At 55.6% G+C, this 20,675-nt stretch carries 21 protein-coding genes and 1 riboswitch; of the genes, 15 read left to right on the forward strand and 6 right to left on the reverse strand.

Features of this window, described 5'->3' with window-relative positions; translation table 11 throughout:
• Positions 1–355: 355 nt before the first annotated feature.
• A complete protein-coding gene (locus ACCW76_RS13840; protein ID WP_436338816.1) occupies positions 356–1,273 on the reverse strand; it encodes a nucleoside hydrolase in 918 nt (305 codons plus the stop codon).
• A 91-nt stretch (positions 1,274–1,364) separates the two neighbouring features.
• Here ACCW76_RS13840 and ACCW76_RS13845 point away from each other — a divergent pair, with 91 nt between their 5' ends.
• The 4 genes from ACCW76_RS13845 (at position 1,365) to ACCW76_RS13860 (ending at position 3,455) form a co-directional block, all read left to right on the forward strand.
• Entirely contained in the window at positions 1,365–1,592 is a 228-nt protein-coding gene (locus tag ACCW76_RS13845; RefSeq protein ID WP_034819917.1) for a type II toxin-antitoxin system Phd/YefM family antitoxin, read from the forward strand.
• A gap of 7 nt (positions 1,593–1,599) precedes the next feature.
• Entirely contained in the window at positions 1,600–1,941 is a 342-nt protein-coding gene (locus ACCW76_RS13850; RefSeq protein ID WP_045814134.1) for a plasmid stabilization protein, read from the forward strand.
• A 53-nt stretch (positions 1,942–1,994) separates the two neighbouring features.
• Positions 1,995–2,070, forward strand: a riboswitch (Fluoride riboswitch).
• A gap of 91 nt (positions 2,071–2,161) precedes the next feature.
• Positions 2,162–2,539 (forward strand): fluoride efflux transporter CrcB, encoded by a 378-nt coding sequence (gene crcB, locus ACCW76_RS13855; RefSeq protein WP_436338817.1) that lies wholly within the window; start codon positions 2,162–2,164, stop codon positions 2,537–2,539.
• 118 nt (positions 2,540–2,657) lie between these two features.
• Entirely contained in the window at positions 2,658–3,455 is a 798-nt protein-coding gene (locus tag ACCW76_RS13860) for a sugar phosphate isomerase/epimerase family protein (RefSeq protein ID WP_200680341.1), read from the forward strand.
• On the opposite strand, the gene ACCW76_RS13865 is transcribed toward ACCW76_RS13860, so the two are convergent.
• The 3 genes from ACCW76_RS13865 to ACCW76_RS13875 form a co-directional block, all read right to left on the reverse strand.
• Complete coding sequence (locus ACCW76_RS13865) at positions 3,452–4,057, reverse strand: alpha/beta hydrolase (protein ID WP_436338943.1); 606 nt, start codon at positions 4,055–4,057, stop codon at positions 3,452–3,454. The two genes, ACCW76_RS13860 and ACCW76_RS13865, sit on opposite strands and share 4 nt — an antisense overlap.
• Before the next feature lie 11 nt (positions 4,058–4,068).
• Entirely contained in the window at positions 4,069–5,010 is a 942-nt protein-coding gene (locus ACCW76_RS13870; RefSeq protein ID WP_436338819.1) for a glutathione S-transferase family protein, read from the reverse strand.
• Between the two features lie 99 nt (positions 5,011–5,109).
• Positions 5,110–6,009: a LysR substrate-binding domain-containing protein gene (locus tag ACCW76_RS13875; protein WP_436338821.1), complete on the reverse strand. Its 900-nt coding sequence runs from the start codon at positions 6,007–6,009 to the stop codon at positions 5,110–5,112.
• Positions 6,010–6,240: 231 nt separating this feature from the next.
• Here ACCW76_RS13875 and ACCW76_RS13880 point away from each other — a divergent pair, with 231 nt between their 5' ends.
• Positions 6,241–7,365, forward strand: a complete 1,125-nt coding sequence (locus ACCW76_RS13880; protein WP_436338823.1) for a GNAT family N-acetyltransferase — start codon at positions 6,241–6,243, stop codon at positions 7,363–7,365.
• Here ACCW76_RS13880 and ACCW76_RS13885 read toward each other — a convergent pair.
• On the reverse strand, positions 7,362–9,194 hold the full coding sequence (locus ACCW76_RS13885) for an ABC transporter ATP-binding protein (protein ID WP_436338824.1): 1,833 nt from the start codon (positions 9,192–9,194) through the stop codon (positions 7,362–7,364). The two genes, ACCW76_RS13880 and ACCW76_RS13885, sit on opposite strands and share 4 nt — an antisense overlap.
• Positions 9,195–9,256: 62 nt before the next feature.
• On the opposite strand from ACCW76_RS13885, the gene ACCW76_RS13890 reads away from it, so the two are divergent.
• Positions 9,257–9,751, forward strand: a complete 495-nt coding sequence (locus ACCW76_RS13890; protein ID WP_045814125.1) for a GNAT family N-acetyltransferase — start codon at positions 9,257–9,259, stop codon at positions 9,749–9,751.
• 208 nt (positions 9,752–9,959) lie between these two features.
• On the opposite strand, the gene ACCW76_RS13895 is transcribed toward ACCW76_RS13890, so the two are convergent.
• Positions 9,960–10,874: a sugar ABC transporter substrate-binding protein gene (locus tag ACCW76_RS13895; protein WP_436338826.1), complete on the reverse strand. Its 915-nt coding sequence runs from the start codon at positions 10,872–10,874 to the stop codon at positions 9,960–9,962.
• A 468-nt stretch (positions 10,875–11,342) separates the two neighbouring features.
• Here ACCW76_RS13895 and ACCW76_RS13900 point away from each other — a divergent pair, with 468 nt between their 5' ends.
• The 9 genes from ACCW76_RS13900 to kdpC all read left to right on the forward strand — a co-directional run bounded on the left by ACCW76_RS13900 (position 11,343) and on the right by kdpC (position 20,526).
• A complete protein-coding gene (locus tag ACCW76_RS13900; RefSeq protein ID WP_038644205.1) occupies positions 11,343–12,737 on the forward strand; it encodes an MFS transporter in 1,395 nt (464 codons plus the stop codon).
• Positions 12,718–13,677, forward strand: a complete 960-nt coding sequence (locus ACCW76_RS13905) for a 2-hydroxyacid dehydrogenase (RefSeq protein WP_436338828.1) — start codon at positions 12,718–12,720, stop codon at positions 13,675–13,677. Before ACCW76_RS13900 ends, ACCW76_RS13905 begins: the two co-directional genes overlap by 20 nt.
• 221 nt (positions 13,678–13,898) lie before the next feature.
• On the forward strand, positions 13,899–14,207 hold the full coding sequence (locus ACCW76_RS13910; RefSeq protein WP_436338829.1) for a type II toxin-antitoxin system RelE/ParE family toxin: 309 nt from the start codon (positions 13,899–13,901) through the stop codon (positions 14,205–14,207).
• Between the two features lie 42 nt (positions 14,208–14,249).
• Entirely contained in the window at positions 14,250–14,582 is a 333-nt protein-coding gene (locus ACCW76_RS13915; protein WP_038644208.1) for a HigA family addiction module antitoxin, read from the forward strand.
• 263 nt (positions 14,583–14,845) lie between these two features.
• Positions 14,846–16,009, forward strand: a complete 1,164-nt coding sequence (locus ACCW76_RS13920) for an HD-GYP domain-containing protein (protein WP_436338830.1) — start codon at positions 14,846–14,848, stop codon at positions 16,007–16,009.
• 108 nt (positions 16,010–16,117) lie between these two features.
• On the forward strand, positions 16,118–16,207 hold the full coding sequence (gene kdpF, locus ACCW76_RS13925) for a K(+)-transporting ATPase subunit F (RefSeq protein WP_064511346.1): 90 nt from the start codon (positions 16,118–16,120) through the stop codon (positions 16,205–16,207).
• Positions 16,207–17,886 carry a potassium-transporting ATPase subunit KdpA gene (gene kdpA, locus ACCW76_RS13930; protein WP_436338831.1) on the forward strand — a complete coding sequence of 560 codons (1,680 nt, stop codon included), beginning with the start codon at positions 16,207–16,209 and terminating at the stop codon, positions 17,884–17,886. The genes kdpF and kdpA overlap by 1 nt, the downstream gene beginning before the upstream one ends.
• 7 nt (positions 17,887–17,893) lie before the next feature.
• Complete coding sequence (kdpB, locus tag ACCW76_RS13935) at positions 17,894–19,942, forward strand: potassium-transporting ATPase subunit KdpB (RefSeq protein ID WP_436338832.1); 2,049 nt, start codon at positions 17,894–17,896, stop codon at positions 19,940–19,942.
• 11 nt (positions 19,943–19,953) lie between these two features.
• Positions 19,954–20,526 carry a potassium-transporting ATPase subunit KdpC gene (gene kdpC / locus ACCW76_RS13940; RefSeq protein WP_436338833.1) on the forward strand — a complete coding sequence of 191 codons (573 nt, stop codon included), beginning with the start codon at positions 19,954–19,956 and terminating at the stop codon, positions 20,524–20,526.
• Positions 20,527–20,675 lie beyond the last annotated feature (149 nt).

Consider the following 20,675-nt stretch of genomic DNA (forward strand, 5'->3'; position numbering starts at 1 on the left):
GCTTAACTGCGCGCCAATGCGGGCCAGAGCACCTCTGCTGCTGCCGGGCCGTCCTCGCGCCGCTGACGCGGTGCCTTCGGCTTCTACGTCGTGCCGACGGACGGTTCGGGTAAGGCCATTCAGGCCAACCCGAACTGCCAGTCGCCTCCCTGCGCCTGGCTCCAGGCCCAACGTAAAAGCCTCAGCGCTGCGGATAGCCCTTGCAGCAGCAGAGGCGCTCTGGCCTCAACCACCGTGCCGTTTTTGACAACACGCACTGAAAGTTCAGAGCAGCCAGCCCCGGAACGGTACCAGACTGCGTTATCACCCGGCGCTTAACGGGCAAGCATTACGCCATTGATAGCGATCATCAATCTCATGCCCGCAATGTGGCAAAAAAGTGTTCCCGCACCGCTTCGGCATCCACGCCGAGGCACAAGCGTTGTGGGCGGAGTCCGGCAAACGGATCTTCGCGCGAGGCGAGGGCGCCGAGACGCCGTACTGTTTGGCCACGACTGATGCCTTCCGTTATCACGCGCACTGGTGCTTCGGTGACGGTGAACGCTTGCGGCAATGCCAGCCATGACAGCGTCAAGGTGTCGTGCAGCGCCATGCCATCAAATCCCTCTTTTTGCAGGCTGTAGGCCAGATAAGGGCGGCAGATGGCGCTCAATACCGGCTGATTTAACTGCCGCACTTCATCGCCGGTAATCAGCACTTTGTGCGTCACATCCAGCGGTAGTACCACCACCGGCAGCGCCGAGGCCAGCACCTGATCGGCAGCATGCGGATCTTTCCAGATATTGAACTCGGCAAACGGTGAGACGTTACCGGAATGGCCGTCAGTGCCAAAGGCACCGCCCATGATCACTAACTCTTTCACCAGTGGAATGATATCCGGCGCTTGATTGATGGCGCTGGCGATATTGGTCAGCGGACCAATCGCCACGATGGTGATGGCATGAGGCTGCGTGCGCACGCTATCAATAATGAACTGCACCGCGTTGGGTGCTTCTTCACTGTGTGAGTTCTCGAACGCATCACCCAATCCATCCAGACCGTGCAGCGTGGCAGGTGCAGAAGGGGCTAACGCCAGCGGACGCGAGCAGCCGCGATACACCGATGCTTCAATCCCCATCATTTCGCAGAACAGTCGGGCATTTTTCACTGCCTGGCCGACCGCCACATTGCCGAATACCGTGGTAATGCCCAACAGCTGCTGAGTTTTAGCCGCATAGGCCAGTGCAAAGGCATCATCCACGCCAATATCAGTGTCAAAAATCAGGGTACGCATCGGGATCTCCTTTTGTTCTTAAAATGGGTGATAAACAACCATTGCCACCAGGACATAAAAAGTCTAAATTTAGTCTATTAAGGAGGTGTTTATGAAAATCGAAACGATTAGCTATATCAAAAAAAATGCAGCCGCTCTCGATCTTTCCGAGCCAATTCTTGTGACGCAAAACGGCACACCAGCGTATGTTATTGAGTCTTGGGAAGAGCGCCAACAACGGGATGAAACGCTAGCTCTACTTAAATTGCTGGCCCTCTCGGAAGAGGATAAAGCTGCTGGGAAAGGTATGACTCGCGAACAGTTACTCGAAGGCCTGTGAGGATGATATGGAGCACAAGGATGAGCAGTTCACTATTATTTATCTCCCCACTGTTCGATTAAGTCTGGAAAAGATTTCTGCTTTTCATCGCCGTTTAGGTAACGATTACAACGCTATCATTGCGCGAGTGATTGACGAGTTTGAATCGCGAGTACGCAATTTTCCTTCAAGTTGCCCCGTGAGTTCCCAATTGGCTGATTTGGGTGTCACGCGTTACCGCGAATTCAACAGCAGTGAAAACTACCGCATATTATTTTCAATTGAAGAAAACACGGTGTTCGTTCATGTGCTTGTGTCATACCGGCAAAGCATCCAACAATTATTACTGCGACGCATACTTGTGCATTAATGACGCACTGATCTCTGGTGTATTGTCACCCCCGCTGCGCCAGCGTATTATCGTCCTTCTAAGGTGATGGCGTGCCACCTTCCCCAACCGCCGTTCTGGAAACAGACGGCTGATGACGCCTGACAACACTCGTATCCCTGCGCGGGAGACGGCGGTGTGTCAGGCGTTTTTCTGTCCTGCCGCGGCCCTGCGCGTAACTCATTTCAGGAGCTCCAAAAGTATGTTGAAGTCGTTACTGGCTGTTGTGCTTGGCGGTGCCGTGGGCTGCTCGCTACGCTGGCTCATTTCCCTGCGGTTCAACGCGTTGTTTCCTAATCTGCCGCCGGGCACCTTAATGGTGAATCTGGTTGGCGGTTTTATCATCGGTGCAGCGTTGGCGTTTTTTATCCGCAATCCGCATATTGACCCTTTCTGGAAACTGCTGATCGTCACTGGCTTGTGCGGCGGTTTAACCACCTTCTCTACCTTTTCAGCGGAAATTGTCGGCTTGCTGCAAACCGGTAAATACCTCTGGGCGATGTCGAGCGTGATGGTGCATGTGATGGGTTCACTGCTGATGACCTTCGCCGGCTTTGCGGTGGTGAATCTGCTGGGATAAAAGCCCTGCGCATCACGGGCTTGAAATAACTCCTAAGAGGTAGATACTGGTCGCTGTTCTGTTTGCGTGACAAGCAGAACCTGTCACCGATTTATCCGGACGATTAGGGAGCCCGTTGATGCGAAGTAACCCCAAATTCCTTAACCTGGTGTTGTTAAACGGTGAACCTGAGCAGAAACTGCGCGCGGCCCGTGCCGCCGGTTTCGATCAGGTCGAAATCTGGCGGGATGATGTGGAGGCCAGTACGCCGCAGCTGGCCCAAGAGTTAAACCTGGGATTTACCAATGTTCAGGTACTGCGCGACTTTACCGGCAGCCCTGACCGCGAACGTTTACAGAAGCGTGAAGAGCTGCGGCAGTTTATCCAGATTGCGCAGTCTATCGGTTGCAACACCATTCAGGCACCGGCCACCACGCGTGAAGATTGCGTGGCGGAGCGCATCGATGAAGATCTGCGTTGGATGGCCTCGGAAGCCGCGCGCTATAACATGCGCATCATGTACGAACCCATGGCGTGGTGCAGCGTGGATAATACGCTGCCGCTGGCGTGGGAACGATTGCAGCGTCTGGACCAGCCGAATATTGGACTGGTGGTCGATCTGTTCCACATCTGTGCTTTAGGCGGTGATGCCTCGCAGCTGGATGGCATTCCTGCCGATCGTATCTATGAAGTGCAGCTGTGTGATATGGCAGAGATGCCGCCGCAAGAGAGGGGCGCGCTGAGCGATTTTGCGCGTCACCAGCGCTTATTGCCCGGTGACGGCATTATTGAAGTGGATCGCTTTGTCGATAAGCTAAAAAGCGCCAGCTATCGTGGCCCGGTCGGCATTGAAGTGTTTAACGATGGGCTGAAAGCGCAACCGCCGGAGGTGGCCGCGCAACAAGCCTGGCGCGCATTGAATCGCTACTGGCCTTAGTCCTGCAAACACTGGGCAATGAATGCGGCTGCCTGCATCGCACCCTGTGACGAAATGGTGTGGCCGGTAGCGGCTTCATAGCGCGCTTCCACCGTGACGCCTGCCGCCTGCAGACGCGCTACCGCAGATTCACTCTCGCTAAACGGAATCACATCATCCACTTTGCCGTGAATCAGCAGGGCCGGGGTCTGCGGGTTGGGTGTTAATGCACCCTCAAAAGACAACCGGCCGGAAAACGCCACCACGCCCGCCAGCGGATAACGGCCAGATGCCAGTGCATCCAGCGCCATGATCGAGCCCTGAGAAAAGCCCACCAGAATCACTTTATCCCACGCGCCCGCCATACCGTGCTGCGCCATCAGCTGTTGCAGTGTTTCATCAAACGCCGCGCGGGCTTGACGCACGCGAGCAGGACGATTTTCTGGGGTAATGCCCGTCAGGCTAAACCACTGATAGCCCATCGCATGTTCAAATGGATAGGGCGCATTCGGCGAGGCAAAGGCCACATCCGGCAGCAGGCTGGCCCAATGCTGACCGAGTCCTGCCAGATCGTCGCCATTACTGCCCACACCATGTAAAAAAATCACCAACGCTTTTGCCATCATCCTGCTCCTTATAAACCATAATCCGCCATATCCGGGCCTACCGGCACAATCCCATTCGGGTTCAGCGCCTTAATCGAATAGTAACCCTGTTTGATATGGTCGATGTTCACTGTCTGACGCACACCCGAAACCGCCAGCATACTCTTCAGATAGCGATCGAGCAGCGGATAGTCGCGCAGGCGGCGCAGGTTGCATTTGAACAGGCCATGATAGGCGACGTCAAAACGCACCAGCGTCACGAACAAACGGATATCAGCTTCAGTCAGGCGCTCGCCCAGCAGGAAGGTACGGCCATCTTTCAGACGCTGTTCAAGTTCGTCTAACTGGCTGAACACATCATGAAACGCCTGCTGATAGCTCACCTGCGTGGTGGCAAAGCCGGTACGATAAACGCCGTTGTTAAGACGTGGATAGATCGATGCGTTGATCGCGTCGATCTCAGTGCGCAGATCTTCTGGATAAAGATCGAGGCTGTTGTCTGCCAGATCGCCAAACCCGCTGTTCAGCATACGCAGGATGTCAGCAGATTCGTTGTTCACAATGGTTTGCGTCTTTTTATCCCACAGCACTGGCACCGTGGCGCGGCCGGTAAAGTCAGCATCGGCGCGGGTATATAACTCATGGATGTATTCGGCTTTATTGAGCCAGTCACGATCAGCACCCGGATAATCACCAAAATGCCAGCCTTGTGCACCCAGTTGCGGCTCAACCACTGAGACGCTAATGACGTTTTCCAGCCCTTTCAGGCTGCGCGCCACCAGCGTGCGTGAAGCCCAGGGGCAGATCAGCGCCACATACAGATGATAGCGATCCGGCTCGGCGGCAAATTCGCTGGAGCCGTCTGCGGTAATCCAGTGGCGAAAACTGGACGTCTGACGGACAAATCCGCCCTGTTTATCGGTGGCTTGAACCGGGTGCCACTCTGCGCTCCACTTACCGTTAACCAACATATGCTCGACTCCTCTCTGGTGATGGAGTGAGCATACCGCGCTGCTGGTTAGGTGATAATCCGGGCAAAATGGCTTTCATTACTTCCAAATTGGAAGGAATCAGCCGGGAGGATGCTGCTGGAAATGATCGGCGAGGAAATCGATTAGCAAGCGGGTCTTCTGCGCCAGATGGCGGGCGGGAGGATAAAGGGCAAACAAGCCCATCGGCGGCGTGGCGAAGTTATCCAGCAGCGAGACGATTTCGCCTCGTTGTAGCGCCGGTGCGGCAATAAAACCCGGCAAACGCGCGATACCCAATCCGGCAATCGCTGCCTGCAAACAGGCTTCGGTATTGGAGAAACACAAGCGGCCACGAATCGGCATGCTGACACTGTCGCCGCAGGGCGTCACAAATGGCCAGTGCCAGGGATCGCGGAAGTTGGTGTCGCTAATACATTGATGCGTCGCGAGGTCACGCCAGTGCTGCGGTGTGCTGTGTTGCAGTAGATAGCCCGGCGAGGCCGCCACGCGAATCGGTACATCGCCCAGACGACGTGCAATCAGGCTGCTGTCATCCAGCTTGCCAATGCGAATCGCCATATCGAAGCCCTCATCGACGATGTTCACTGCACAATCGGAGAAGTTAACATCCAGTTCAATGAGCGGATAGTGACGTGCAAACGCCACGAGTACGCTGGCGAGCACCGCGGTACCAAAGGTGCCGGGCGCGCTGATTTTTAAGCGCCCCGACGGCGTGGTGGCGTTTTCTCGCACCGTGGCATCCAGCGTATCGAACGCCTCCAGCAGCGTTTTCACGCGTTCGTAATAGGCACGGCCCACTTCCGTGGGTGACAGTGCACGCGTGCTGCGTTTAAACAACTGCACGCCCAGTTCTTGTTCCAGCCGGGAAACCAGCTTGGACGCCTGCCCGCTGCTGGTGCCAAGGCGCTCGGCGGCACCAGCAAAACTGCCGACTTCCAGCACAGCGACAAACATGCGGTCACAATCAAGGCGATCCATGGCGGTTCCTGAGGTGAAAAGGGTGAGTATACGTGATTGAGCTGGATTTCTGTTTATCGCGTGCGCTCAATGTAACCGTCGCCATAAATTGCGATATTGCAGGAACGAAGGATGTGTCTTTATGCGCACCTGAGCGAACAATGCCGCTATACATTCAGTGCGCCCCCTCTTTTCCCTTGCAACAAAACCTGTTGAACTAGTTGTTCGCCTTTAGCTGGCCGGGAGCCATGCATGTCTTTGCTTCATCTGTCATCGCTGGCGGAGATTTCCGCCATCGAATGGGATGCGCTGTTACCTGACGATCAACCGTTTCTACGCCATGCCTTTCTGCTCACGCTGGAAGAGAGCGGCAGCGTGCGGCCGGAAAACGGCTGGCAGCCGGATCACTTGTTGTGGCGTGAAAAGGGCGTACTCAGCGCCGCGCTGCCGGGTTATCGCAAACGCAATTCGCAAGGTGAATACGTATTCGATCATGCGTGGGCCGATGCCTGCCACCGCGCCGGCATTCAATACTATCCAAAATGGCTGGGTGCGATCCCGTTTAGCCCGGTCACCGGTGCGCGTTTATTGGGTGAAGGAGCCGCTATCAGCCAACTGCTCGCGGCGTTGCCTGATGAACTGGTACAGCATGGCCTGAGCGGTGCACATATCAATTTCACCACGCCGTTCGCCAACGATGTGATGGAACAGCAGCCCGACTGGCTCGCGCGTCTAGGCATCCAGTATCACTGGCATAATAAAGGCTACCGCGATTTTCAGGACTTCCTCGACACGCTGATGTCACGCAAACGTAAACAGCTGCGTAAAGAGCGTGAGCAGGTGCAAAGCAGCGGCTTTGAGTTCCACTGGTATCGTGGTGACGAACTCAGCGAAGATCAGTGGGATTTCGTCTACACCTGCTACGCCAACACCTATGCGGTACGTGGTCAGCGTCCTTACCTCACCCGGCAATTCTTTAGCCTGCTGGCCGAACGCATGCCGCGCTCGATTCGCGTGGTCATGGCCACGCTGCAGGGCCATCCGGCCGCCATGGCGTTCTATCTGGTGGATGGCAATTCGCTGTACGGGCGTTACTGGGGCTGTCTGGCAGAGTTTGACCGTCTGCACTTTGAAACCTGCTTTTATCAGGGCATGGATTTCGCCATTGCCGAAGGATTACAGCGTTTTGATGCCGGTGCGCAGGGCGAGCACAAACTGGTGCGCGGCTTCGAACCGCAGATTACCCATTCATGGCACTACCTGTGCCATCCGGGATTGCGTGAAGCCGTAGAAGAGTATTTAGTGCAGGAACGAGCAGGGATTCGCGCCTATGCCATTGAGGCGCGCGAAGCCCTGCCGTATCGACGCGGCGATTAATCTTCGCCGACAAAACCACCGGTCTGATGTTGCCACAAGCGCGCGTAGAGTCCATTGTGCGCCAGCAGCTCGCGGTGGTTACCCATCTCAACAATCTCGCCTTTATCCAGCACCACCAGTCGGTCCATTTTGGCGATAGTTGAGAGGCGGTGCGCAATGGCAATCACCGTTTTGCCTTGCATCAGCGTTTCCAGGCTCTCCTGAATCGCCGCTTCTACCTCAGAATCGAGTGCGGAAGTCGCCTCATCCATAATCAGAATGGGTGCATCTTTCAACAGCACGCGGGCAATGGCGATACGCTGACGCTGACCGCCCGACAGTTTCACTCCGCGCTCACCCACATGTGCATCCAGCCCGATGCGGCCCTGTGGATCGGACAGCAGCGGAATGAACTCGTCGGCACGGGCGCGAATAATCGCCGCCTGCAGTTCATCTTCCGTGGCGTTCGGTCGCCCGTACAACAGGTTTTCTCGAATCGAACGATGCAGCAGTGAGGTGTCCTGAGTAATCATGCCAATCTGGCCGCGCAGACTCTCTTGCGTCACTTCGGCGATGTTGTGATCGTCAATCAGGATACGCCCGCCGTTGATGTCGTACAGTCGCAGCAGCAGGTTCACCAGCGTTGATTTACCCGCGCCGGATGGCCCAATCAAACCGATTTTTTCACCCGGTTTGATATTCAGGTTGAGGCGATTAATCACCTGGCGGCTGCCGCCGTAATCAAAGCGTACATCTTCAAAACGAATCTGCCCGCTCGTCACCTGCAGGTTTTTCGCCTGCGGTTCATCCTGCACACTCAGCGGCTGCGCGATGGTATTCAATCCATCCTGCACCATGCCGATGTTCTCAAAGATGCCGTTCACCACCCACATAATCCAGCCGGACATGTTCACCAGGCGAATCACCAGGCCGGTGGCTAATGCAATCGCACCGACGCTGATCAGCGACTGGCTCCACAGCCACAGTGCCAGCCCGGAAGTGCTGACAATCAACAGGCCATTCAGCGTCGACAGCGTTATATCCATGGTGGTGACCATGCGGCTGGCGTGCTGGGTTTTGTCGGTCTGCTCCTGAATGGCTTCGCGCGCGTAGCGCTTTTCCAAATCGTTGTGCGCGAACAGTTTGATGGTGGCGATGTTGGTGTAGCCATCGACGATGGTGCCCATCAATTTAGAACGCGCTTCTGAAGAAACCACCGAACGCTGTTTCACGCGCGGCACAAAGAAGCTCAGCGAGACGCTATAGGCAACGATCCAGATAATCAGCGGAATCATCAAACGCCAGTCGGCTTCGGCGAACAGCACCAGTGACGTCACGGCATAAATCACCACATGCCAGATGGCATCCACCAGCTGCACCGCGGAATCACGCAGGGAGTTACCGGTCTGCATGATGCGCTGAGCAATGCGCCCGGCGAAATCGTTCTGGAAGAAGTTCAGGCTCTGGCGCAGCACGTAGTTATGATGCTGCCAGCGGATCATGCTGGTCATGCTCGGGTTAATGCTTTGATGCACCAGCATATCGTGCAGCGCGATGATCACCGGCCGCAGAATCAGCGCGACAAAACCCATCCATAGCAGCACCTGCCAGTTGTCGGTGAACAGCGTGGCGGGCGTTGAGTGATTCACTAAATCGATGATGCGGCTGAGGTAGCTGAACAGCGCCACTTCAATCAGCGCCTGCGCTAATCCCACAATCAGCAGGGCGACAAAGCTCGGCCACACCTGACGCAGATAATAGAGGTAAAACGGCCAGACGCTGGAAGGGGGAGAATCGGTTGGAGCATCCTGGAAAATATTGATAAAACGTTCAAAACGACGATACAACATACAGTCACTCTTTCCGTTTGGTAAGAGTTAACAGCTTAGTGCAATTGAAAGGGATTACCGACATGGATCTGATCATTCGCGGTCGCGAACCAACCGATGCGGCCGCATACCAACGCCTTTACAGCCACCCTGAGGTCTATCGCTGGACCACGCAGCTGCCGTTTCCCAGTGTGCAAACCTGGCAGAAAAAATTCGAGAACATGGACGCGGCAGGCTATATCGGCTTTGTGGCCGAAATTGATGGCCAGATGGTGGGCGAGCTAACGCTGTTTGTTGAGCAGCGGCCGCGCACGCGCCACAGCATCAGTTTTGGTATCAGCGTCGATCCGGCGTTTGGCGGGCGGGGTATCGGTGAGAAACTGATTCGTAACGCCATGGATTATGCCTTTAACTGGCTCGGCATAGTACGTATTGAGCTGGAAGCGTTTCACGATAACGCACGAGCGCTGCGCCTCTATCAGCGTCTGGGTTTTGAGCAGGAAGGGGTGAAACGCAAAGCCTGTCTGCGTGAGGGTGAGTATCACGACATCGTGGTGATGGCGAAACTGCGCGACTAATGCTGAGTTGCGCAATACCTTGCGCCGCGACAAGACGGTGCGTGAGCCGTAGCTCACGCCTTGCTTGTAGGGCGCGACCTTTTGGATTGCGGGCGCGGGGGCACGCCATATTTGTGGGAATCGAGTCCAACTTTCGGGGGGCAGTTCACAAGGTGCGCCCTAATACCGTCTCTATAGCGGTACGATTTATCGCGCGATCTTGACCTGATTACTGACTCTTCTCCACGTACTTCTGCATGTTCTCTTTGGTCACCAACTCAAACGGGATCCAGACGTGTGATTCCACTTTCTCGCCTTTAATCAGCTTCTGCGCCACATCCACCGAGGCTTTCCCCTGACCAATCGCATCCTGGAACACGGTGACCTGCATTTTGTCCTGCGCCATGGCTTTCAGGCCATCCGGCGTGGCATCGATCCCGCCGACCAGAATCTTCTTGTTGCTCTTCGCCAGCGCCATCGCAGCACCAATCGCCATTTCATCGTTGTTAGCGGCGACGATATCAATCGCCTCGCCATTGCCGATCCAGTTGAGCATCAGATCCATGCCTTCATTACGTGCATAGTTGGCCGGCTGCTTCTGCACCACTTTCATGCCCGGATATTTCGCCACCACCTGCTCCACATCTTTGGTGCGTTGCAGCGCGCCCGCATCAGTCAGATTGCCGATCATGATCGCCACATTGCCTTTGTAGTTGGCCATTTTCGCCAGGGCTTCCATTTGCAACCTGCCAGACTCGCGCTCATCCGAACCGACAAACACCACGCCCGACGGCAGCGTTTTATCACCTGGTGTGCGGTTGACATACACCAGCGGAATTTTTGCCTGTTGTGCCAGCTTGGTCAGCTGCGGCGTGCTGGCGGAATCCACCGGATCGACGATGATGGCATCAACGCCCGCCCCGATAAAGCTCTGCACCTGATCGGTCTGACGGCCAACGTCGCCGCGTGCATCTTCAAATTGCACATCGAGTCCGCGCGCCTTGGCCTCTTTATCAATCGACTGGCGAATAATGGTTAAAAAGTTCTGATCGAAATACGCCATTGATACGCCAATTTTCTCTGCCAAAGCGGAGGCAGAACTGGACAGCAGGCCAAGCAACAGTATCGCCTTGAGGGTTTTCATCGCGGACTCCAGGGTAAGCTTGTTATTAGAATGAATGTTTCAATGAGAGTTAAAATGGCTCAATGAAATCATTTTCAGACTACGAGGCGGTAAGGACCCTGACAATCAACATGTATGGATTTTGCAGCTAAGCGCACATTTTGCTCGCGGGTGCATCATGCTGGCCGCCTCATGTGGCGAGCCGGTGCATGATGATTTGCAGGCTCATAGTGATGTTGCGAAGGTTTTTCTCAGAGCTGGCGCACATTCCGGCGTAAAAGCATCGGCTTATTTAAGGTTCTGTGCAGCGCCGCACCCTGCTTTGTGGCAGATGCCAAAACGGGCGCAAAATTACTGCACGGATTCCTCCATTCGCACAATGACCACCTCACATCTGGCTCTCTATAGTTGCTGAACAGTGAAATTTAAGCGGTATTCCTGAACATCATCGCTTCGGAGCAGGACGCTCCTTCATCAAGGGGTTCAGCCATGTTACTAAGCAAAAACCGCAATGAGAACAGCCATGTGCGTATCTGGATCCTCTGTCTGATCCTGTTTCTGTCCGTGGTGGCGTATGCCGATCGTTCGATCTTGTCGATCTCCGGATCGGCGATCAAAGAGGAGTTTGGTCTGTCGGCGATCCAGCTTGGCCTGATCCTCTCGGCGTTTAGCTGGGCGTATGTGATCGGTCAGATCCCCGGTGGGATATTCCTTGACCGCTTCGGCACTAAAAAAGTCTATGGCGTGACGCTGGCGCTCTGGTCTGTTTCTACCATTTTGATGGGCTTTATTGGCGAATTTTCCAACGGCATGACCATGGCGCTGGTGTTGATGTTTGCGCTGCGCTTCGCGCTCGGCCTGATTGAAGCACCGAGTTTTCCGGCCAATGCCCGTGCGGTAATCATGTGGTTCCCCGGCGCCGAACGTGGCCGAGCCTCATCGCTGTTTGCCTCAGCGCAGTATTTTGCCGTTGCCATCTTCTCGCCGCTCTCCGGCTGGCTGGTGTCTCGCTTCGGTTGGGAGTGGCCGTTCTTTGTGCTGGGTGGCATTGGCGTGCTGGCGGTGTTTGTGTGGGGTTGGTATATGCGCAGCCCAAAACAGCATCCGCATGTGTCAGCCGCAGAGTTGAAATACATTGAGGAAGGCGGTGCGCTGGTGGATATCGATTCAGCGCAAACGCTGAAAGCCCGCCCACCGCTGAGCAAAGCGATGTTCAAAACCTTGCTCAGCAATCGCATGCTGTGGTGCGCCTATATCGGGCAATACTGCATCATTGCGCTCAGCTACTTCTTTATCACCTGGTTCCCGATTTACCTGGTGCAGGCGCGTGGCATGAACATCATGGAAGCGGGCTTTGCCACCATCGCCCCGGCGTTGTTTGGCTTCCTTGGCGGCATCAGCGGTGGCTATATCTCTGACAAATTGCTGGCTAACGGCTGGAGCCTGTCATGGGCGCGCAAAACGCCCTATATCGTCGGCATGCTGATGGCCGCCTCGCTGATTCTGGCAGCCGTGATCCCCACTAATGCCGGCATTATCGCCATTATGTCGTTTGCCTTCTTTGGCAAAGGCGTGGCGGCGGGCGCGGGAACCTGGACGATTGTTAGCGATACCGCACCGAAAGAAGCGGTGGGTCTGGCGGGCGCGATCTTTAATGGTATCGGGAATATGGCCGGATTTATCACGCCACTGCTGTTTGGCATCATCGTCGGTGTGACCGGCAGCTACAGTATTGGATTGGTGTTCGTTGGCGCGCATTGCATTGTCGCGGCGCTGCTGTTCCTGCTGGTCATGGGCCCGATTGAACGTGTCGGCGACGAGCAGGATTCGTCTGCAACATCCTACGAAACTCAGGGGAAACAAGATGGGATCAAAGCCGTTTAACGTGCTGCTGAAAGGGCCGCTGTTGCCGCAGCGGCTGCAGGATAATCTCGACGCGCATTTCACTACCTCGCGCCTGTGGCAGCAGGAAGACCAGGCAGCCTGGCTGGCAGAGCACGGTGCCAGCATCGATGCGCTGGTGACCAGCGGTAATGCGCTAATGGGTGCCAATGCGGAATTGCTGGCGCGTTTGCCCAATCTGAAAGTAATTTGCAGTAATGGTGTCGGCTACGACGCCATTGATATCGCGGCTGCCGAAGCGCGTGGCATTGTGGTGACTAACACGCCAGGCGTGCTCAACAGTTGCGTGGCCGATACCGGCATGGCGCTGCTGCTGGATGTGGCGCGCCGCATCAGCGCATCGGATCGTTATGTGCGCGCCGGTAACTGGCAAGCGAAAGGACGCTATCCGCTGACAACGAAAGTCGGTGGGAAAGTGTGCGGGATTGTTGGGCTAGGCGGTATTGGTAAAGAGCTGGCAAAACGTGCGCAGGCATTCGATATGGACGTGCATTTCTACAATCCACGCTCACGTCCGGATGTGCCTTTCACGCGCCATGATTCACTGTTATCACTGGCAAAGCAGGCGGATTTCCTGGTGTTGACGCTGCCGGGTGGCGCATCGACGCATCACCTGGTCAATGCTGAGGTGTTGCGTGCGCTGGGGCCACAAGGTTTTTTGATTAACATTGCGCGCGGCAGCGTGGTGGATGAGCAGGCGTTGATTGCGGCGCTTGAAGCCAGTGAGATTGCGGGTGCCGGTTTGGATGTGTTCGAGCACGAACCGGCGGTGCCTGCCGCACTGCTAAAGCGTGATGATGTGGTGATCACTCCGCATCTCGCCAGTAGCACCCATGAAACCATGGCCGCGATGGCGGATCTGGTGTTTGAAAACCTGCTGGCGTTCTCGCAGGGTGAAGCGGTATTGACGCGGGTGGTATAGCTTCTGCTGCATGATAAATAGCGCCGTTACCGATGTATAGAGGCAAACGTAGCGGCTGCATAATGCTAAGTTGCTCACAGTTCATATGAAGTTTTCTTGAATCTCAAAATAATTTTGTAGTCTCGCTAGAATATTTCATATAATGTTAAATATTGCACTTTGATGTTGTGCATTTAGGCGTTAACTTGCCTGCCTGATTTAATTTTCAGGCAGGGAAGCATATGAAGGGTGCAATTAGACATTTTCGGGATGATTGGCTTGAGCAATTTTTTATTTATGCCTTACCACACAGGTGCCTCCCCAAAACAATTGAATCCGCGCTCGCGCGTAAGCTCGATATCATCAATGCCGCTAAAACGCATCGTGACCTGCGCTCGCCGCCCGGCAATCGTTTTGAAGCCCTAAAGCCTCCTTTGCTGGGGTATTACTCCATTCTCGTTAATGAGCAATATCGACTCATATTTCGCTGGATGAATGGCGAAGCCAGCGATCTTTATCTCGATCCGCATTCTTATAAAAACCACCGATAACCACTGCTTGTGGTCGAAAATTACCAGCAAAGAGACACAAAAATGAATCAGGCAAAACGTAAGCCCACCAGTGTGGGTGATGTGCTGCAGTATGAGTTCCTCGAACCCCTCCATCTCAAAGTGAATGATTTAGCTGAGATGCTGAATGTACACAGGAACACCGCCAGCGCGATGGTCAATAACAATCGCAAACTGACTACAGAAATGGCATACCGTTTAGCGGCCGTTTTTGATACTTCCGTTGATTTCTGGCTCAACCTCCAGCGTTATCAGGACCAATGGGAAGTTGAAAATGATGCCCGCACGCAGGAAGAGTTAAGCCGTGTCATCCCGCTAAGCACTTTTATGGCACAGCGCGGTATGCAGGTTGCCTGACGAGTTATAACCCTAAACCCATTCAGAAAAGCGTAGCGGCGAAATTTATTGCGCATCTGTCAGCAGCTCTGCGGCTGTAAACACCCACGATGAATCGTGCCGCTCCCGCTCGCTAAGTTTTTCGTCCATCCATCACCTGAACGGTCGCTCGAGATATGAGCGATAAATCACACCGGGAAAGATCGCACAAATCACTCCTGAAGAATATTTGCTCAGCTGCCGATACCTCTCCTTACCATCCACTGATATTAAGGAGAGATATCGTGATAAAGCTGATTACTGTCGACGAACTGCGGCAGGGAATGTTCATCCACAAACTGGAGGTTTGGTGGATCAAGGACAAGCGCATTCGCAACCAAATGCTGATCACCGATAAGCGCCAGATCGCGATGATCCGTAATGAGGGGATCCAGCAGTTGTGGATCGATGTCGATAAGTCGGTACAGGCACCTATCGCGCCAGCGCCGAGAAAAGCGATCCCTCAAACCGCGTTTTTCAAAGAGCTGGATCAGGCGCAAACCATCTTTCATCAGGGTAAACCGCAAGTCCTGGCGATGTTCAACGAAGCGCGTATGGGGCAAGGGCTGGACCTCGACTATACGCTGGACCTGGTGGATGAGATTGCCGGGTCAATAACCCGTGAACCCACTGCGCTGCTCAGCGTGGCGCGGCTAAAAAATCATGATGACTACACCTATCTGCACTCCATGGCAGTATGTGGATTGATGATCTCCCTCGGTAAGAAATTGGGTCTGGACGAGCACCAGCAACGGCGCTTAGGGATGGGGGGATTACTGCATGATGTCGGTAAATCCGCCGTGCCGCTGGAGATCCTCAATAAGCCAGGCAAGCTCACTGACGAAGAATTTACCATCATGCGTGAGCACCCCATCGCGGGGGCGCAGATGCTGATGGAAGCGGATGCGGGCGAGGATTTACTGGATATCGCTTTGCATCATCATGAGAAAGTCGATGGCAGTGGCTACCCACACAAATTAAAAGGTGAGGAGATCTCACTCTTTTCGCGCATCGCCGCGGTGTGCGATGTCTACGATGCGGTGACCTCCGACCGTCCTTACCGCAAAGGCTGGACGCCCGCCGAGGCGATGCACAACATGCTGAGCTGGCGCGGCCATTTCGATAACACGCTATTGCACGCCTTTGTGCGCACCATTGGCATTTATCCAGTGGGATCGCTGGTGCGACTGGCATCCGGGCGCGTAGCGCTGGTGGTGCAGGCTGGCGAAAAATCATTGCTGAAACCCAAAGTGCATGTGTTCTGGTCTTTACACGCGCAACGTGAAGTGAAACCGGAAGAGCTGGATCTCGGGGATTCGTTCTGCACCGACAGTATCACGGGGGCCGAAGACAATAGCCTGTGGCAGAACATCGACCTCAATCGTATCTGGGCACTGGAAACCGCCTAATTCGACTGCATTTTTATACTTTCTTTACGCCGGATTCCCGCCTTTTTACCCCTTCTTTATGCCGCGCCGCGCATGCTTGCAGCACTACCAAATCCTCTGGAGGTTGCTGTGAGCGTGGGCGTGATTACCGGCATCGTGCTGGTGTTTATCTTGTTGGGCTACCTGATTTATGCCCTGCTTAATGCGGAGGCATTCTGATGGCTGCGAATGCGTTTTTACTGATTGCGGTGTTCCTGCTGGTGCTGATGGTGCTGGCACAACCGCTGGGACGTTTTCTTGCGGTGCTGGTGGCCGACAAACCGCTGCTGCCGCGAACCGAGCGGGCGCTGTGGCGGCTGGCGGGCGTAGAAAACGGCGCGATGCGCTGGCCGCACTATCTGCTGGCGATTCTGCTGTTCAATGCGTTGGGTTTCTTGTTGCTACTGGCAATTTTGATGCTGCAAGGTTCGTTGCCACTGAACCCGCAACATCTGCCCAATCTGAGCTGGGATTTGGCACTCAACACCGCGGTGAGCTTTGTCACTAACACCAACTGGCAAGCCTACGCCGGCGAAAGCACAGTGAGCTACTTTAGCCAGATGGCGGGCCTCACGGTGCAAAACTTCCTGTCGGCAGCGACCGGTATCGCGGTGGCCTTTGCGCTAATCCGTGGGTTTGCCAATCGCTCACTGGCTACGCTGGGTAACGCCTGGCGCGACCTGACGCGCATCACCGTCTATGTATTATTGCCGATCAGCCTGTTGATGGCGCTGTTCTTCGTTTATCAGGGCAGCATCCAGACGTTTGAGCCATACCACGCACTCACCACGCTGGAAGGGGCACAGCAAACGCTGCCGCTCGGTCCGGTGGCCTCGCAGGAAGCGATTAAAATGCTGGGCACTAACGGCGGGGGCTTCTTCAACGTTAATTCGGCCCATCCGTTTGAGAACCCGACCGCGCTGACCAACTTTGTGCAGATGCTGAGTATCTTCCTGATCCCCGCAGCACTGTGCTTCACCTTTGGTCAGCATCTGGGCGACCGTCGTCAGGGCCATATGCTGTTGTGGGCGATGACCATCATGTTTGTGCTGGCAGTGGTGACCGTGATGTGGGCGGAGCTGCGCGGCAACCCGCACTTCCTGACTTTGGGGGCAGACAGCGCCATCAACATGGAAGGCAAAGAGACGCGCTTTGGCATCCTCAACTCCAGCCTGTTTGCGGTAATCACCACCGCTGCGTCGTGTGGCGCGGTGAACGCCATGCATGATTCCTTCACCGCGCTCGGTGGAATGGTGCCGATGTGGCTGATGCAGCTGGGTGAAGTGGTGTTCGGCGGCGTAGGTGCCGGGTTGTACGGCATGCTGCTGTTTGTGCTGCTCGGCGTATTTATTGCCGGTCTGATGATTGGTCGCACACCTGAGTACATGGGTAAAAAGATCGACGTGTGGGAGATGAAAATGACCGCACTGGCGATTCTGGTGACGCCTACCCTGGTACTGCTGGGGACCGCACTGGCCATGATGACCGATGCCGGCCGCGCCGGTATGGCTAACCCCGGCATTCACGGGTTCAGTGAAGTGCTGTATGCCGTTTCGTCTGCATCTAACAATAACGGCAGTGCCTTTGCTGGCTTAAGCGCTAACACGCCGTTCTGGAACCTGTTGCTGGCCTTCTGCATGTTGATCGGGCGCTTCGGCATCATCATCCCGGTGATGGCGATAGCCGGTTCGCTGGCGGTGAAGAAAATCCAGCCGGTGGGTAACGGTACGCTGCCGACCCACGGCCCACTGTTTATCGCGCTGCTGATTGGCACCGTGTTGCTGGTGGGGGCGTTGACCTTTATCCCCGCGCTGGCACTCGGCCCAGTGGCGGAACATCTGCAATTAATTCAGGGATAACGGAATCATGAGTCGTCAACAATTGGCGCTGTTTGATGCGGCGTTAACGCGCACTGCCATGTTCGATGCGGTGAAAAAACTCGACCCGCGCGTGCAGTTTCGCAATCCGGTGATGTTCCTGGTGTGGCTGGGCAGCGTGCTGACCTCGCTGCTGGCTATCGGTATGCTCACCGGCCATCTGAGCGGCAACGCCGGATTTACCGCTGGGGTTGCCATCTGGCTGTGGTTCACCGTGCTGTTTGCCAACTTCGCCGAAGCGCTGGCGGAAGGGCGCAGTAAGGCGCAGGCCAACAGCCTGAAAGGCATCAGCAAAACCAGCGATGCGAAAAAGCTGGCGGAGCCGCGCCACGGTGCCCAGTGGCACAACGTCGCGGCCGATACGCTGCGAAAAGGCGATGTGGTGCTGGTGGAAGCCGGTGACATCATCCCGTGCGACGGTGAAGTGCTGGAGGGGGGTGCTTCAGTGGATGAAAGTGCGATTACCGGTGAATCGGCTCCGGTGATCCGTGAATCCGGCGGCGACTTTTCATCGGTCACTGGCGGTACGCGCATTCTTTCTGACTGGCTGGTGATTCAGTGCAGCGTCAATCCGGGCGAAACCTTCCTTGATCGTATGATCGCCATGGTAGAGGGCGCCAAACGCCGTAAAACACCAAACGAAATTGCGCTAACCATTTTGCTGGTGTCGCTGACCATCGTGTTCCTGCTGGCAACCGCAACCTTGTGGCCATTCTCCGCTTATGGCGGCACGCCAGTGAGCGTGACGGTACTGGTGGCATTGCTGGTGTGCCTGATTCCGACCACCATCGGCGGCTTGCTGTCGGCGATTGGCGTGGCGGGGATGAGCCGCATGCTCGGTGCTAATGTTATCGCCACCAGCGGTCGTGCAGTGGAAGCGGCGGGCGACGTGGATGTGTTGATGCTGGATAAGACCGGCACCATCACGCTGGGTAACCGCCAGGCGACGCAGTTTATGCCTGCACCTGGCATCACCGAGCAGCAGTTAGCGGACGCCGCGCAACTGGCCTCGCTGGCGGATGAAACCCCGGAAGGGCGCAGTATCGTGGTGCTGGCGAAGCAAAAATTTAACCTGCGCGAACGCGATCTCAGCAGCATGGGGGCCAGCTTTATTCCGTTCTCAGCACAAACGCGCATGAGCGGCGTCAATGTGCAAGACCGCCTGATCCGTAAAGGCGCTGTTGATGCCGTTCGTCGCCATATCGAAGCCAATCACGGTCGTTTCCCGGCTGAAGTTAACGCCAGCGTGGAAGAAGTGGCGCGTGCCGGGGGAACACCGCTGGTGGTGGCTGAAGGGGCGCAGGTGCTGGGCGTGGTGGCGCTGAAAGATATTGTGAAAGGCGGTATCAAAGAGCGCTTCGCTGAACTGCGCAAGATGGGTATCAAAACCGTGATGATCACCGGGGATAACCCCCTGACGGCGGCGGCGATTGCGGCAGAAGCGGGCGTGGATGATTTTCTTTCGGAAGCGACACCGGAAGCCAAGCTGGCGTTGATTCGCCAGTATCAGGCAGAAGGGCGCCTGGTGGCGATGACGGGTGACGGCACCAACGATGCTCCTGCACTGGCACAGGCTGATGTGGCGGTGGCCATGAACTCGGGGACGCAGGCGGCGAAAGAGGCTGGCAACATGGTCGATCTCGACTCCAACCCGACCAAACTGCTGGAAGTGGTGCACATCGGTAAACAGATGCTGATGACGCGCGGTTCGCTGACCACCTTCAGTATTGCCAACGACGTGGCGAAGTATTTCGCCATCATTCCGGCCGCCTTTGCCGCGACCTATCCGCAGCTCAATATGCTGAACGTGATGGCGCTGCACTCGCCGAACTCGGCGATTCTGTCGGCGGTGATCTTTAACGCGCTGGTGATTGTGTTCCTGATCCCGCTGGCACTGAAGGGCGTGAGTTATCGCCCGATGAGTGCTGCTGCCCTGTTGCGCCGCAACCTGTGGATTTACGGTGTGGGCGGACTTGTGGTGCCGTTTATTGGTATTAAAGCCATCGACCTGCTGCTGACGCTGTTTGGCCTGGTTTAAGGAGAAGAGAAATGAGTCAGTTACGTCCGGCTATTGTATTGTTAATACTGCTGACGCTGTTAACCGGCGCGGTTTATCCGTTGCTGACCACGGGTTTGGCGCAGTGGTGGTTCCCGTTTCAGGCCAACGGTTCGTTGATTGAGCAAGATGGCGCGGTGCGCGGCTCCGATCAAATCGGGCAAGCCTTTAGCCAGCCGGGACACTTTTGGGGCCGCCCGTCGGCCACCGGCGATACGCCTTACAACGCGTTGGCTTCCAGCGGTAGCAATCTGGCGGCGAGTAATCCGGCGCTGGATAAAGCCGTGGCGGAACGCGTGGCTGCGCTGCGCACCGCCAATCCACAGGCTCCTGCTGCGGTACCGGTTGAGCTGGTGACGGCATCGGCGAGTGGACTTGATCCGGATATTTCGCCGGAAGCCGCACTTTGGCAGGCACCTCGTATCGCTGCGGCACGCAATATGGCGGTGAAGGATGTGGAAGCGTTGATTGCCCGCAACACCGAACGCCCGCTGCTGCCATTTATCGGTGAAGAGACGGTGAACGTGCTGCGACTGAATATGGCGCTGGATGCGTTACAAGGTTAAAACCCGCTACGCATCAAGGCGTCATTAATACGATGCGGTTTATAACGAGGTGCGCATCAATGCGTCATTGAATACGTTGCTGTTTATGACGAGGTGCGCATCAATGCGGCATTGAATACGATGCGGTTTTTGACCAGGTGCGCATCAGT

Origin of the sequence: Pantoea sp. C8B4 (genome assembly GCF_051336905.1) — a bacterium.
In the GTDB taxonomy this organism is placed as follows: domain Bacteria; phylum Pseudomonadota; class Gammaproteobacteria; order Enterobacterales; family Enterobacteriaceae; genus Pantoea; species Pantoea rwandensis_B.